8 protein-coding genes are annotated in these 15352 nt (G+C 61.5%); 5 read left to right on the forward strand and 3 right to left on the reverse strand.

Annotated elements, in window-relative coordinates; translation table 11 throughout:
* The first annotated feature begins 74 nt into the window (after window positions 1–74).
* The 3 genes from SINAC_RS04410 to SINAC_RS04420 all read left to right on the forward strand — a co-directional run bounded on the left by SINAC_RS04410 (window position 75) and on the right by SINAC_RS04420 (window position 3995).
* On the forward strand, window positions 75–2165 hold the full coding sequence (locus SINAC_RS04410; RefSeq protein WP_015244488.1) for a serine/threonine protein kinase: 2091 nt from the start codon (window positions 75–77) through the stop codon (window positions 2163–2165).
* A gap of 24 nt (window positions 2166–2189) precedes the next feature.
* Window positions 2190–2819 carry a hypothetical protein gene (locus tag SINAC_RS04415; RefSeq protein WP_015244489.1) on the forward strand — a complete coding sequence of 210 codons (630 nt, stop codon included), beginning with the start codon at window positions 2190–2192 and terminating at the stop codon, window positions 2817–2819.
* Window positions 2820–2996: 177 nt separating this feature from the next.
* Window positions 2997–3995, forward strand: a complete 999-nt coding sequence (locus SINAC_RS04420; RefSeq protein WP_015244490.1) for a DUF1559 domain-containing protein — start codon at window positions 2997–2999, stop codon at window positions 3993–3995.
* Between the two features lie 54 nt (window positions 3996–4049).
* On the opposite strand, the gene SINAC_RS04425 is transcribed toward SINAC_RS04420, so the two are convergent.
* The 3 genes from SINAC_RS04425 to SINAC_RS04435 form a co-directional block, all read right to left on the reverse strand.
* Window positions 4050–5432, reverse strand: coding sequence for a dipeptidase (locus SINAC_RS04425; protein WP_015244491.1), 1383 nt, complete (start codon window positions 5430–5432; stop codon window positions 4050–4052).
* Between the two features lie 229 nt (window positions 5433–5661).
* Complete coding sequence (locus tag SINAC_RS04430; protein WP_015244492.1) at window positions 5662–6048, reverse strand: hypothetical protein; 387 nt, start codon at window positions 6046–6048, stop codon at window positions 5662–5664.
* A 45-nt stretch (window positions 6049–6093) separates the two neighbouring features.
* Window positions 6094–8220, reverse strand: a complete 2127-nt coding sequence (locus tag SINAC_RS04435) for a heme-degrading domain-containing protein (protein ID WP_015244493.1) — start codon at window positions 8218–8220, stop codon at window positions 6094–6096.
* Between the two features lie 550 nt (window positions 8221–8770).
* Here SINAC_RS04435 and SINAC_RS04440 point away from each other — a divergent pair.
* Window positions 8771–10759 (forward strand): hypothetical protein, encoded by a 1989-nt coding sequence (locus SINAC_RS04440; RefSeq protein WP_015244494.1) that lies wholly within the window; start codon window positions 8771–8773, stop codon window positions 10757–10759.
* A 288-nt stretch (window positions 10760–11047) separates the two neighbouring features.
* Window positions 11048–15031: an LVIVD repeat-containing protein gene (locus tag SINAC_RS04445; protein WP_015244495.1), complete on the forward strand. Its 3984-nt coding sequence runs from the start codon at window positions 11048–11050 to the stop codon at window positions 15029–15031.
* Window positions 15032–15352 lie beyond the last annotated feature (321 nt).

The following is a 15352-nucleotide window of genomic DNA, read 5'->3' on the forward strand; positions in this document are numbered from 1 at the left end:
GGTCCGTTTTCGGAATTGCTTGAGGGGATGCCGGCTTTCCGGGGTCCGTTTTCGGAATTGCTTGAGGAGTACCGATGATGTTGTATGCGTCGGCCCAGCTTGTCCAGGAGTGCCCGGACGAAGAACTCCTCTTGCAGTTCGATCGCGGCCAGCTTTCCGACCTGGAATCCTCGAGCATCTCGTTGCATCTCTCGTCCTGCGACCGCTGTGTGGAGACCCTCGGCGAACTCCAGAGCGAGGGTGACGACGACCCGATCATTGCCTGCTTGAAGCAATGCTTACGGGATCCACTGCCGCCGGTCAGCCCCAAGTATGCCGAGATGGAAGCGAGAGCGAAGGCGCTCGAATACGAAGAGAAGACCCGGCGGGCCACTGCGTGGGACCTGGGGACCGGCGATGAAGGCAACTCGGTCCTCGGCCTTCAAATCGGACCTTACGAGGTGCTGGGGAAGGTCGGCCGGGGGGGGATGGGACTTGTCTACCAGGCGTTGCAGCGATCTTTGCAACGCAAGGTCGCCATCAAGATGATTCTGGCGGGCCATCATGCGAGTGCGGCCACGGTCGCCCGCTTCTTGCGTGAAGGGAAAGCGGTCGCGCGGTTGCGGCATCAGAACGTGGTGCAGGTGCACGAGCTTGGCGAACACGACGGACTCCCCTACCTGGCGATGGAATATGTCGAAGGGGGAAGCCTCGAGGAGAAGCTGGGCCTCGACGCGTTTGAGCCGAGAGACGCCGCAGCCCTGGTGGTGATTCTGGCCAAGGCTGTGGAGTACGCCCACAACCAGGGGGTCGTGCACCGCGACCTCAAACCGGCCAACGTCCTGCTTGCTCACGACGGGACCCCGAAGATCACCGACTTCGGACTCGCCAAGCTGCTGGACACGGAACTGAACGAGGATTCCATCCCCTTTCTGACCGAGACGGACACGATCCTGGGGACCGCGAACTACATGGCCCCGGAACAGGCCGAGGGCCGGTCGGCGGACATCAGCCGGGCGACGGACGTCTATGCGCTGGGGGCGATTCTCTACGCCTTGCTCACCGGCTCTCCTCCGTTTCAGGAGAAGTCCAAGGTCCAGACTCTGCAGAAGGTTCGCACCGCCCCGCCGATCCCGCCGTCGCGCCTTCGCCCCGAAGTGCCGTACTGGCTGGAGGCGATCTGCCTGACCTGCCTCGAGAAACCACCTCATCGGCGGTTTCCCACGGCCCAGGCCCTGGCCGATGACCTGGAACGCTGGCTGCGCAACGAGCGGCCCCAGGGGACGCCGAGCGCGATCACTCGGTTGGGTCGCTCGACACGGAAGAACCTGGGCAAGGTGGTTTGCGGCGCGGCTTTTCTTTTGGCGATGACCGGATTCACCCTCAAAAACCCCAACCGGGCGATCGAGCAAGCAGAACGCGAACTGGCCCGTGGACATGCCGTCACTCTGATCGGCAAGACTGGGGGACCGAAGTGGTCCCAATGGCGATCGAATAAAGCTCAAGGCCAGCAGGTGCTTGGCGACGATCAGACTTGGACGATTTCGTCGTGGGACCGAGCGATTGTCGAGCTCTTACCGGATCCACAATCCGAAAGCTATCGAATCAATGCGCAGGTGCGTCATGACAAAAGCGATATTCCTGGTGAGGTCGGTCTCTATTTCGCTCGCAAAATGCTTCCTTTTCAACCGTCCAGTTACGAGTTTTTTACGCAGCTGACATTTAATGACAAGCGAAGCGTGATGGGGGAAGTCATCAAGCGGAATCCCGGCGTATTTCGCGAGTCCCCGACTTCAAAAGATAATGTGGTTCGTCTCGTTCCTCATTTGATCGCCAATGTACCAGGAGCCTTGAGTGGCGATCGGAGGCTGCCCGATTTTGTTGGGCCATACTTCAAACCGAATGAGAATGGCGATGGGGTTTGGAAGGACCTTGAAATCGTTGTCACTCCCACGAAGATTACAGCGGGCTGGAATGGACAGACATTCTCGATGACCCCAGCGGAAGTGCAAAAAAAGATCGACCTTGAAATGACGGATCACCCGAATTTGGACGGCAGCACCCCTCGCGGATTTATTCCCAAGTTTGAACTCCGCGGCGGACTGGGACTTTATGTTTGGAAAGGCTCAGCCTCGTTCCGTTCGGTCACTGTGACCCCTCTGAAAACCAACCTCCTCGCTCGTTAACTTTTCAATGGGAGTTGCATCGCAATGGCGTTGAAGATTACCTGGCCGAAGCCCCATGAATCGATACCGCTGTGCAAGACGATTGTCGCCTTTGGCGTGGCCGATGAGTCGATCGTTGGCGTCGTCGGCGAATGCCGGTCGGTTTTGGAACCAGCGGTGCCGATCGAGTGTGTGCTTGTTAATTTTTTGCTGTCGCATGACTGCGAAAAGGATGCGCTTCACTATCGGTGGTCGATCTGCTTCAAGACGCCCGGTCCAGGAGAGTATGTCTTTACGGTTACAGGCGTGAGAGCCGACGGAAAATTGGCGCCCCAGACGATGAGTGTTCAGTTCGCGGTCGAGGACGCGAGCATTCGGTTTAAAGCTGGAGTGGGCTACGCGAGTATCAACTATCCTGTCTCGAACCAAGATATCACACTCGAGGCAAGCAATTTTTCTGCAACTGGCGATCTGATCGATGAGCCGCTTGCTCTCCTTGAATTCAAAGACTCGAACGGCAATGTTATCCAGCCTCTCGATGTGTACGCAGACTGTCTGTATCTGCAATTCTGGATTGCAAGTTACCCACCGCTTGCCCCTGGAGTCTATTCCTTGCATGTTGAAGATGTGAAAGGCAATAGTGCTGCTTCTACGGGTATATACGTTGGTCCCTAGGTTGGTTCTGGTCGAGTGTCGGGCGACGGTCTGAGCACCCGAGGCCAATCTTGCCTTTCCAAATTCAGTGCGAGCCTTGACGGCATAGGCTCGGTGGTCTTCCAGGTTCGACCAGGTGCTTTGTGCCCTTGAACCTTAGCTTCGTGGTTCTCAGGATCGTGCCAAAGGGATTCGGATATGAAGAGGCGAGCGTTTACTCTTATTGAATTGCTGGTCGTTGTGAGTATTATTGGGCTTTTGATCGGTTTGCTGCTGCCGGCCGTTCAAGCGGCTCGTGAGTCGGCACGGCGGATGCAGTGCGTGAACAACCTCAAGCAGGTCGCCTTGGGTACCCATAATTTTGAGACGGCGAACGGTTCATTCCCACTGGGCACGAGTAGTGGTCCGAGCCTTGCGTCCACGCTGGTCTTTCTTCTCCCTTTTCTCGAGCAGGGAAACCGGTACGATCAATTTGACCTCACCGCCAATGTTTCGGATACCTGGACTAACTTGACCGTGCGGAGTCAGGATATTTCGATGTTTCTATGCCCTTCCGACCCTTCCAGGGGCCAATGGGTAGATCCCCTCATTCAAGCAGGACAACCGCCGGCTGTGACGGGTCGAACGAATTATTTTGGGAACTTGGGTGTCCACGGCTGGGCATATAATTCGAAGGGCGACGTCATCAAAGACTCGCGGCATATCGGGGTCTTCGCGTACCTGTCCTCGACGCGATTGGCGGAGATTTCCGACGGAAGTAGCAACACCGTAATGTTTGCTGAGATCAAGCGCGGTGCGGCTCCGGCGTCGGACGACCTCGATGTCATCGTCGTGCTTCCGAATCTCTGGGGTGCGGGAAATCCCGCAACCAATGCGAATAATTTGAAGCCTTTGGCTGTTTGCAACACGCTGCCAGGTTATAAACGAATTCCCTACGTCGGTCTCCAATATCAGCGGGGGTCATTGAATTCCGCACTCTACACGCACACGCTTGTGCCAAACTCGAAGAATCGCGACTGCATTAGTGCGACCGTCGACCAAATCCATCTGGCCTCTCGGAGCTATCATCCGGGCGGTGTCAATGTCGCTCTCTGCGACGGTTCGGTTCGGTCGATTAAAGAATCAATTCAACTGGATGTATGGAAGGCTTTGGGCACCCGGGCCGGAGCCGAAACGATCGATTCCACAAGTTATTGAACTGGCCTGTCCGTCCGCCGGCAATTGGTCTGGCCCTGCAGGCGGCCGATCGGCTTACTCGCCAGCCGCCGCTTGCGGCTTGGCGGGTTGATTGGCCTTCCAGACTCGCAGGACGTTCAGGCCGAGGATTTTGCGGATGCTTTCTTCGGAATGTCCGCGTAGCACCAGGCCCACGGTGAACAGGGGCCAATTGGTCCAGGCCAGGCTCTGAATGCCCTGGGGCGACTCGCGGTAGTCGTCTTTGGGCCAGAGGTGTTCCCAGCGGGCGCCGGCCAGGGCCACCGAGGGGGAACGACCGTCGGGACGCTTGGGCAGCTTGGCACGCTCGGCCCCGTCGTTTCGTGAGAAATAGGCCACGTCCGTCCCGATCGCGACGTGGTCTGGTCCGAACGTCTTGACGGCGTAGTCGATGTGGTCGAGGAAGGCGGCGATGTCTCCCGACCCACCCAGGAAGCGGGGGATGCAGCAGATGCCGATCAGGCCCCCGGTGTCGCAGATGGCGCGGGCGACCTCGTCGGGCTTACCGCGGAAGTGTTTGTAGATCCCTCCGCAGGTTGTATGGCTGGCGACCATCGGCTTGGTTGACGCCTTGGCGGCCTCGAGGCTGGTGCGCCAACCCGAGTGGGCCACGTCGACGATCACCCCGAGCCGATTCATCTCGGCGATGGCCGTACGGCCGAAATCGCTCAGGCCCCCATCGTTCGGCTCCCCTGCCCCGTCGCCGAGCGGATTACGGCGGTTGTAGGTCAGGTGCATCATCTGCACGCCGAGGTCCCGGAAGATCCGGATCATCTGCAACTCATCGCGATCGCTCACCCAGCGCTGCGGCAGCGGCACCCCGTTGGTGGTGAATGCCAGGCAGCGCCGTCCACTCTGCTTCGCGGCGATGACCATGTCGGGAGCGACCGCCTTGAAAAGTCGGTCGCTGAGTGTGTCGGTCGTGAACGTGAATCGCGCCAGGCGTTTGAGCAGACGGAGCGGATCGTTCCCCTCCTCGCCGGTGTTCTGGAAGATGCAGGTGACACCGGACGCTTGAAAGGCCTCGAAGAACTCGCGGCGCTCCACCTCGTCGGTTGCGCAACGGGTCATCATCATCTCTTCGCGGAGGTCGATCAGCTCTCCGTCCGACGCGTTTTCCTCAATGGCTTTCCCGAAAACCGTGCTATCAATCGCGCAGCGGGGCGCGAAGCCGTACGACTCGAACACGAGGGCATCCGCGTGAAGCTCCAGGCCGCGCTTTAGGTCTTTCTCGCTGGGTTTGAGGATCGCGAGGGCCACCCGCCGGGCGCTGCGGATCGTCTCGTTCGAGGTGGCAAACGGACCGGTATCTACTCCGAGCTCGGCGGCTCGGACTGACCGAATGCCCAGGCGGCCGGACAGGGATGCGGCCGTGGCCGTGTGAAGGAACCATCGTCGACTCCGGCGGTTCTCAAGCATTTTTCGAGATCCCCTGGGACCGCGGACGCGTCGCACGCAAATTTATTTAATTTTGCATAACTCAAATTTTAAGAGGGGCGGGAGGGCCGTGGTGCCAGGGCTGAATGTAAGAAACAAGAAGAAAAACACCGACGGTCGCGTCTCTCTACTCAGAAACGGTTCCCCCTTCGGCGCGGAGAAAGAACCTCGATCATGGCTTGTACCTTGAAGACGGTTCGAGCTTGGGTGATCAATGCCCGAGGTGGGGGCCGTCGGTCTTGTAGGCGCCGGTGCCTCCTTGCGAGCGACGGCCGTGGCTCCAGGAGAGCCAGACTCGTCGGGGCAAGTGGATCCCCTCGTAGTCCCAGCCCCAGGTCCCTTCCTCGCTGCGTCTGGAGCAACCGCCATGGACGGATCCGCCGCCGACGTAGTATCCGACGTAGCTTGGGCCGTTCGTAGCCTTTGCGTGGTCCGCGACGCAGGTCGGATGGCCGGCCCGTTCGTGCGTGTGCTCGATGGCACGTGGCGGGCCGGGCGGCGGTGTACCTTCGGGGGGGTGAAAGAATGAGCCGGCGAAGGCGGAGGGGCCGGACAGGGACAGAGCCAACAGCAAGGCTCCACAGTCTGCTCGTGGCATTGTCAGTCTCCTCGGCCGGTCGATCGTCGCCCGTCGTTCCTGCCGTCAGGTTCCGGATCGTCGCGCGGCTTGCCGGGCTTGCTGATTGAATTTTTGGAGGCGGCGAATGTCTTGGGGAGTCAGGCCGGTCTGGCCTCCAGGAAGGATCGGCTGGGGCGTAATCGGGCTCGATGGCGATTCGCCGATTCCCAGGTGCGGGTTCCGGTTGAACTTCTGGTAAGGAAGGCGCACGCCACGGACGAAAACCTGATCGGCCGTCAGCACGTCGCGCGGGGGCGTGAAGCCCTTCGCGGCCTCGTAGGTCACATCGTCGTCCTGATCGACGCCATCACCGCTGACTCCCAGGCCGCCGACGAGTTGCCGGGTGCTGCTGCCGGCGACGTTATTGTAGACCGGAGCGCTGCCGGGGAAGAACACGATGCCGTTCTGGTTGGCGACGTTGAACGGGTCGTGGAAGTTCGACTGCGGATTGAACGAGTCGAACCCCTGAACGCTCTGGAACGCGGAGGGGGGCAAGGCCGGGCCGTCGTTGCGGATGTCGACGTCGTTGAGGATCGAGAACGGGCCCGGGGGATTGCCGTCGACCCCTTCCGGAAACCGGGGCTCGGTCAGGTACCGGAAGGTCCGGTTGGTCATCGCCACCCCCTTGGGCAGGTTGGCGACCTGGTCGATCGGCTGGAGCTCGTTGGGGTTGGCGTAGTAGGCCACGTTCCTCGCCTTGGCGACCGCGACGTCGATCGAGAAGACGGTAGCGTCGGGCATCCGGTACAGGCCGAGGACCTCACCCGTCTTATCGGTCACGGCGAAGACCATTCGGGTCTGGCTGTTCAAGGGAAGGCGGATCGCCGCGCGGACGTGCTTGGCCTCGGCGATCCCGCGATTGATCATTGCGGTGACATCATCGGCCGTCAGCGTTCCATCGGCGCTGGCGTGGGGGAGGACGAGCCACCCTTCGGGTACTGGCGCCCCTGGCAGGAGCGTGGCTCCCGTGGTGTTTACGGGTTGGTCGGTGCCACTGTCGGGGTTGCCCACGCCTAGCGTTCGGCCGTAGTCGACGAGGTTGCGGGGCCCCTGCCGGCCGTGTCCGCCGAAGAGATCGAGGGTGATCCCAACGAGGTCGATTCGCCCGAACGGGAGGTCGAAGTTTTCTCCGTTCGGGAAGGAGGGGAGCCCGAGCTTCTTGTTGATCCTCGGGTTATTGAACGAGACTCCGGCGGCCTTGCTGCCGCCCGCTGCGACGAAGGCGGCATACTCGGCCTCGAGTGATCGGTCGGGCTTCGTCGGGTCGAAGAAGCCGGCGTCGTTGAGGCTCGAGTTTTCTGCGGTGGCGTAGCCGGTCTGGCCAGGATAGAAGACGCCGATCCCGCCGACCAGCGTGCCGTTCTTGTAGAGGGGAATGCCCCCCGGCAGCGTGGCGATTCCGCGCGACTGGGCGTCGGGCAGGATCCCCGTGGCGAAGCCGTATGACTCTGGCGCGTTGATCCCCTGCCCTGGCGGAATATAGTTCGGATCGGCGTTGAACCGGCTCGGCAGTGTGATGTCGTCGGGCGTTCCACGGATGCGGTCGGGCCCCGGGCTGACGATGCTGTCGCGGTTGGTGTGCTCGATCTGGAAGAGGTCGACTTGCGGTGTGTACATGACGCGGGCCGGGAAGTGCCCCTTCTTCCCGATCGGCGCCACGAAGCCAGGACCGCGCAAGGTCGAGTTGGGGTCGGGGATATCCGGGTTCGACTCGATCTCGCGTTGGGTCATCGTTGACTGGGAGATGTTCTGGATCGTCCGCGAGGTCAAGGGGGCCTGGCTGTTCGCGAAGAACGCCCCGGTCCGCGCTTTGGCGATCGCGCCATCGATGGCGAAGACGAGGTTCTGGGGGTTGCCGGTGATGGCGGTCGAGACGTTATCCTCAAGGCGAACGCCGAGGATATTTCCCCCGCGATCGACCACGGCGATGATCCCGTCGTTGCTGGCCGTGGCTCCCGCGGCGCGCTGGAGCAGCGTCTCCACATCCTGGGTGGAGAGAAGGTTCAAAGCCTGTGCCGAGATCGCGCCGGCACCCGCTGCCAGGAGCGCTCGCGTCTCGAGCCCTTCGATTTCGGGACGCCGAACCTTCTCGCCACGCCGGGAGACCTCGCGGTCTGGCGTCCGATGGCCTCGGAAATCGAGCCAACGCATTACGTCCATCTCCGGGGCATCCGTGGGAAAGGCCGAGGCGTTCGACGATCAAACCCCTCCACTCCTCGTCACAAGAAAGATCGAGCGGACTGACGTGACGGCTTGCCGCTCATGCCGCGTCGATCCGCGACCAGAGTCGATTGGCTCGCAACGCCGTTCTCTTTCACAGACGAGGGTGACTCACCCGTTCTTTCGGTCAGATCGAGCAGCCGATTTTAATGACCTTTCTGAAAATGAGGAGAATCCGGCGTTCGGCCCAGGGTTCCCTGCTTTTTGGGGTAACGGGTGTTCTTGTTTGGAACGGCAATATCATGAGGGTTGGCATAAGACGCAAAATTGGAATAATGCTCAAGATCGACATGCGTCGGTTCGATATGGACTTGTGACCCAAGGGCCCAGCACAACTTCGGGCTCGCGTTTTCTCGACGCGTTCCGGATCTCCACCAGGAACGGATCTCCCACGATCCATCCCACATGAGTTGGAGGAACGGCCTGGCAGACTGGGTTTCCCCTCATCTTTTTTATTATCCCGGTCAGCGGAGCCCATTGCATGACCCTGGCAGACCTGGCGCGATCCTGGCTTCGCGGTGGGCTCACCGGGCTTGTCCTGGCCGGGATTTGCGTGGCGTCCGACCGGCCCGGCAGCACGGACTCACCGCCGTTACCTCCCGAGCCTACGTCCACTTCCTCTTCCACCTCGCTCCCCCCCGCGATCGAGGAATCGACCCGACAGGAAGAGGCTGAGGCTGAGGAGCCGATCGGCACGCTGCCACGCTCTGCGCCTCGAATGCTGGACCGGCCGATTGATCCGGTCGCTCCCCCCTCGCCGGCCCTGCCCCCCGAGGTCGATGCGCCCATTGCGCCGACCGCGGTCGATCCGCCGATCGGCTTTACAGGTCCGTCCGGGATCTTACCGACCGAGGGGCAGGAGGACGGGCACTTCGTTCCGGTCGAGGATCGTTGGCGGCTCGGGTTTCCCGAGTGGGATCGCTATGGCAAGGGGCACCCGATCAACGATGATTATCCGTTCATTCCAGGGCGTTGGTTCGACCCGTTCAATCAGAACGTCCTGAAAGGGGATTACCCGATCCTCGGTCAGCACACCTTCCTTGACGTGACCGCGCAGTTGTTCACGTTCCAGGAGTTCCGCCAGGTTCCGACCGCCACGACCCCGTTCGAGAGCACGGCCCGCCCGAACCAGCAGAATTTCTTCGGCCGGCCGAACCAGTACTTCACCTCGAACTTCTTCGTCCTCGCGTTTGACCTGAGCCACGGTGATGCGGCCTTCAAACCGCTCGACTGGAAGTTCCGGGTGATGCCGATCTTCAACCTCAATAACTTGTCGGTTGAGGAACTTGCGATCGTCAGCCCGAACGTGCTTGAGGGAACCTCGCGAACCCGCACCTTCTGGGCGCTTCAGGAAGCGTTCTTCGAGACCAAGCTCGCCGACGTGGGGCCGGACTACGACTTCGTCTCGGTCCGCGCGGGGACACAGCCGTTCAACAACGATTTTCGCGGCTTCCTGTTCAACGACACCAATCGCGCGATCCGCTTTTTCGGCACCCGCAACGCAAACCGAGATCAGTGGAATCTGGCCTACTTCCGCCAGTGGGAGAAGGACACGAACAGCCAGTTGAACTCGTTCAGCGACCGCCGCCAGAACCTGGTCTTTGCCAACTACTACCGGCAGGATTTTTTGTTCCCCGGCTACACATCACAGCTTAGCGTGGCCTACAATAATGATCCACGTTCCTTTAAGTTCGACAAGAATCGATTTCTGGTCCGCCCCGATCCGGTCGGCATTGCCCGCCCCCACCAAATCGACGTTGCCTACCTGGGCTGGGCTGGTGACGGTCACATCGGCCGGTTCAATATTACTCATCAATTTTATTGGGCGTTGGGGCGTGACACCCTCAATCCGCTGGCCAACCAGGCGCAGACGATCAATGCTCAGATGTTCGCGATCGAAGGTTCTTACGATCGTGACTGGGCCCGGTTCCGCGCCTCGTTCTTCTGGGCCTCGGGCGACCACAACATCAATAACAGCCACGCGACGGGCTTCGATACGATCCTCGACGGCCCGAACTTCGCGGGCGGCCCGTTCAGTTACTGGAATCGGCAGCAGATCCCGCTTTTCGGCGTCAACCTGGTTCAGCGCCTGAGCCTGGTGCCGGACCTGCGGTCGAGCAAGTTTCAAGGGCAGTCGAGCTTCGTGAACCCTGGTCTGCTCCTCCCGACCTTGGGGGCCGACTTCGATCTCACGCCCAAGCTCAAGATGATTAACAACATCAACTTCCTCTGGTTCGACCAGACGAACGTCCTCGAGCAGTTCCTCTTCCAGGGCAAGATCGACCGGTACATTGGCACCGACCTAAGCGTCGGTTTCGACTACCGCCCGCTCCTTTCCGAGAACGTCAGCATCGTCCTGGGCGTCTCGGGCCTGATCCCCGGCCAGGGGTTCCGCGACCTCTACAATAACTCCAACGACCGCGTTCAGCCCCTCATAGGCAGCTTTCTGTTCGCCAATTTTGTTTATTGAACCCTCGCCGCAATGTCATAACGGCTGCTTTTCGAGCGAAATCCGTTCGGATGGATCAGAGGCCCACCAGACACCTTCCCTGCGGAATATCGAGAGCGGATCCCCTGCCTGGACTTGGGGGGACGCCCTCTCTCTGTCTCAACATGTAAGCGGCTCTTTCTCATAAAGAGCGGTTGCGCTTGACCCGTTTTGCGGTCGCGGGTATGGTGCCGGCTCGCCCTCGGTGCGCGATCCTCTTTTTGTCGCGTCGTGAGGGACTCATTCGTTGACAGGGAGGTCGACGACACCATGCCCCCCGCCGCGCATGCGCTACGAGTTCCCCCGATCTTTGCCTTGGGGTTGGCCGCCGCACTCTTTGTGGGCGTCTGCCTCTCTTCGCTCGGGGGCCCTCCGGATGCCGAGCCGCGGCGCGTTCCGGGCGGCCCTCGGGCCATTGCGCGCGGTGTCGACGTGGTTGCTTACCCGGTGCCTCCCGAGCTTCAGGGCATCGACCTCTCGAAGCAGACCGATGCGATGGCGATGGGCAAGAGCGCGGGCTGTCTTCAGTGTCATCATACGGCTCACGACCCCCACGAGCGTGAGACGGTCAAGCTGGGGTGCGTCGATTGCCACGGCGGCGATCCGACAACCGGCGATAAGCATCGGGCCCATATCTTGCCGCGCCAGCCGGGGGCCTGGGCCACATCGGCCAACCCGGTCCGCACCTACACGCTTTTGAATCACGAGTCCCCCGACTTCATTCGCTTCATCAATCCGGGCGACCTCCGGATCGCTCATATGAGCTGTGGAACGACGAGTTGCCATCCCAAAGAGGTCTTGCAGAACCGGATGAGCATGATGACCCATGGGGCCATGCTCTGGGAGGCCGCACTCTACAACAACGGCTCGATCCCCTTGAAGCAGGCGCGCTTTGGCGAAAGCTACAGCATGAACGGCGCTCCCCAGCGGCTTCAGACTGTGCCGCCGCCCAGCGAGTGGGAGATGCGGGTCAAGGGCGTCGTTCCGTTCCTCGACCCCCTGCCCCACTTCGAGGTGAGCCAGCCTGGCAATGTCCTCCGCATCTTCGAACGTGGTGGTAGGAACCCGGCTGAAGTCGGCCTGCCCGACCCGTTCGAAGAGCCAGGACGGCCCCGCGCTCGACTGAGCGCTCGTGGCCTGGGCACGCGGAACCGGACCGACCCCACCTTCGTGGGCCTGACCAAGACCCGGCTGCTCGACCCGACCCTCAACTTCCTCGGGACCAACGACCACCCGGGCGACTATCGATCGAGCGGCTGCACTGCCTGCCACGTCGTCTACGCCAACGATCGCTCGCCTGTCCACTCGGGCCCTTATGCCGCCGCCGGCAACCTTGGGCTGACGCGGAACCCCGACCCGACGATTCCCAAGAACGAGCAAGGGCACCCGATCGAGCACCGGTTCACCTCGGGGATGCCGTCGAGCCAGTGCATCGTCTGCCACGTTCACCCCGGCACCAGCGTCATGAACAGTTACCTGGGGTACACCTGGTGGGACGAGGAGACCGACGGTGAGCTGATGTACCCTGAGCATCAGCACGAGCCGACCGCCGAGGAGTTCACTCAGTCCCAACTCTCGAATCCCGACGAGGCCGCCGCGCGCGGGCTCTGGTCCAACCCTCGTTTCCTCGAGCGGGTCGCCGAGCTGAACCCGAAGGCCAAGAAGACTCAGTTTGCCGACTTCCACGGGCACGGCTGGGTCTTCCGCGCGGTCTTCAAGAAGGATCGGAAGGGGAACGCGCTTGACCATGAAGGACGGCTGGTCGGAGAGCCGACCACCGAGCAGCTCATGGCGGCGATCGGCTTGCCCGAAGCCCTGAAAGAGCAGAACCGGGTCCACGAGGGGAGTCAGGCGCCTCCCCCGCCGGTGAACCGGGACGGTCTCCCCGTCCACTTGCTCGACGTCCACCTGGAAAAGGGGATGCACTGCGTCGACTGCCACTTCTCGCAGGATGTTCATGGCAACACGAGGCTCCAGCAGGAGGTGCGTGCGGCGGTCGAGATCCAGTGCATTGATTGCCACGGCTCATCCGATGAGAAGGCCACCCTCCTGACCTCGGGGCCGGCCGCTTACACGTCCGGCCCGAACGGCCGTGACCTGGCGACCTTGCGAACCCCGTCTGGGAAGCGCCGATTCGAGCGTCGCGGGAATAAGCTTTTTCAGAACTCGATGGTCGAGAAGGACCTGGCGTGGGAGGTGGTTCAGACCGCCGACACGATCAATCCGGCGAGCGACCACTACAACGAGAAGTCGCACCTGGCCAAGTCGGTCCGCTTCAACGACGCCGGCCAGATGGAGTGGGGAACGCCCCCCGGCCTGAGCGGCCAGAAGTGCGCCCACTCGAACAAGAATATGAGTTGCATCGCCTGCCACTCGTCGTGGAACCCGAGCTGCTTCGGCTGCCACCTGCCGCAGAAGGCGAACAAGAAGATGCCGTCGCTCCACAACGAAGGGGATATTTCGCGCAACTACGTTTCGTATAATTTTCAAACGCTACGTGACGACGTGTACATGCTCGCTCGCGATGGCGACGTGACCGGTAACAAGATTGGTCCCGCGCGCTCGTCGTGTGCGATTCACGTCGGGTCGTACAACGCGAACCGCGAGTCGATCTACGTGCAACAGCAGACGATCTCGGCCGAAGGGCTGAGTGGCGTCGCCTTCAGCTCCAACGTGCCGCACACGGTTCGCGGCGGCCCCACCTTGATTGAGAAAGGCCCGGATAAGGGCCGTCCGGTCTCCCCCGAGGCCTACCGCGCCGGGCGGAACGACACCAAGCAGTGCACCGACTGTCATCTTGCCCGCGATAACGACAACAATGCGATCGTGGCCCAGTTGCTGATGCAGGGGACGAACTACGTCAACTTCATCGGCCGTTACTGCTGGGTGGCGGCAGGCGAGCACGGGTTCGAAGGGGTGGTCGTGACCGAGCGGGATGAGCCGCAGGCGGTCCTGGGCAGCGCCTTGCACAAGCTCGCCTTTCCCGAGTCGTTCCACGAGCACGAGGAGCGTGGAGGAGAGCTCGAGCACGCCCATGACCACCCGCCGACCGACATCGGCGAAACGGTTTCGCTGAAGCGTCGCAAGGCGGAGGTTCTCGACATCCAGGCGCGTGGCGAATACCTCTACGCGGCTTGCGGCGAGAATGGTCTGCGGGTCTTCGACATCTCGTTCATCGACCACAAGGGATTCTCCGAGCGGATCACGAGTGCGCCGGTTTCGCCGATCGGCCAGCGGTTCTTCGTCCGGACCAAGTACGCCACGGCCGTCGCCGCGCCGGCGACCCCCGCCCCTGACCCGACGCGGACCCACCGCCCTGAGAATCGTGAACAGACAGTGCATCCGATCTATGGATACATCTTCGTCGCCGATCGTGAGGAAGGTTTGATCACTGTTCCGGCCGGTACGCTCCTGGACGGCAACCCATCGAACAATTTCCTGGGCCGCGAGGTGACCTTCAATCCCGGCGGGCTCCTCCGGGGGGCGAAGAGCCTGGCGATTGTGGGAACCTATGCGTATGTCTGCTGTGACGCCGGCTTGGTGATTGTCTCGCTCGACGACCCCAAGCACCCTCGGGTGACGTCGGTCGTACAGGCTCCTTTGCTCGCACATCCGACGTCGGTGCAGGTGCAGTTCCGCTATGCCTTCGTCTGCGATGCGCAGGGGGTCAAGGTCTTCGACGTGACCGATCTTGCCATCCCCCGACCGGTCGCGGAGATCGAACTCCACGAAGCCCACAAGATCTACGTGGCGCGGACCTACGCCTATGTCGCCGCCGGCAGGCAAGGGCTGGTCATCCTCGACGTCGAGAATCCGGAACAGCCTCGAATCGACCAGGTCTATAACGCCAATGGTTGCATCAACGACCTGCATGACGTGAAGCTTGGGATTACGTACAGCAGCGAGTTTGCCTATCTGGCCGACGGGATCAATGGCCTGCGGGTCGTTCAGCTAAGTTCCCCCGAAACACCGGGCAACATGGGGTTCAGCCCGCGCCCGACCCCCAAGCTGATCGCGACCCACAAGGTGCCCAAGGGAGGCCATGCACTGGCGATCTCGGAGGGCCTCGATCGCGACCGGGCCGTCGACGAGAGCGGCAACCAGATCGGCGTTTTCGGACGGATCGGCGCACGCCCGTTCAATCTCCTCGAGCAACACCAACTCTATCTGCGCGGCCAGCAGGTCTGGAAGGTCAGCGACGATCCTCGTGATCCCATCTACCGGTACGTTGGGCCAAGACCTCCGCTGCGTTAAGCGGACGAGCGAAAATATGTGCGATTTCTGAATTTCGCCCGGCGAGAAAAAAAGGGCGAGGCTCACCATGGAAGCGGCTTTGGAGAGGTCAGCCTGAGGTGATCGTGGACCCTGTTGGGCCGCGGCTCTACCCTCGCTGGTTCCTCAATGGGTTGCCAGCAGCCGGCGCGCCTTTGTATCGTTAGATGAGGAGAGGCGACGTGGCCCCGATCTCGCTCCGCCCCCACATGGACTGTGCGGACAGGTCGGATCGACCTCGTGAGACCAATGCCCGCACAAGGGGAAGCCCCGGGTGGCATGGTGAGGGGCTGCGAGAGGACC

It is taken from the genome of Singulisphaera acidiphila DSM 18658 (genome assembly GCF_000242455.2).
GTDB classification, from domain to species: Bacteria; Planctomycetota; Planctomycetia; order Isosphaerales; family Isosphaeraceae; genus Singulisphaera; species Singulisphaera acidiphila.

What these genes read in the sequence shown, in the direction of transcription:
- SINAC_RS04435 (WP_015244493.1), bottom strand. Translation starts at nt 8,220, where the DNA reads ATGCGTTGGCTCGATTTCCGAGGCCATCGGACGCCAGACCGCGAGGTC.
- SINAC_RS04430 (WP_015244492.1), bottom strand. Translation starts at nt 6,048, where the DNA reads ATGCCACGAGCAGACTGTGGAGCCTTGCTGTTGGCTCTGTCCCTGTCC.
- SINAC_RS04410 (WP_015244488.1), top strand. Translation starts at nt 75, where the DNA reads ATGATGTTGTATGCGTCGGCCCAGCTTGTCCAGGAGTGCCCGGACGAA.
- SINAC_RS04425 (WP_015244491.1), bottom strand. Translation starts at nt 5,432, where the DNA reads ATGCTTGAGAACCGCCGGAGTCGACGATGGTTCCTTCACACGGCCACG.
- SINAC_RS04415 (WP_015244489.1), top strand. Translation starts at nt 2,190, where the DNA reads ATGGCGTTGAAGATTACCTGGCCGAAGCCCCATGAATCGATACCGCTG.
- SINAC_RS04420 (WP_015244490.1), top strand. Translation starts at nt 2,997, where the DNA reads ATGAAGAGGCGAGCGTTTACTCTTATTGAATTGCTGGTCGTTGTGAGT.
- SINAC_RS04440 (WP_015244494.1), top strand. Translation starts at nt 8,771, where the DNA reads ATGACCCTGGCAGACCTGGCGCGATCCTGGCTTCGCGGTGGGCTCACC.
- SINAC_RS04445 (WP_015244495.1), top strand. Translation starts at nt 11,048, where the DNA reads ATGCCCCCCGCCGCGCATGCGCTACGAGTTCCCCCGATCTTTGCCTTG.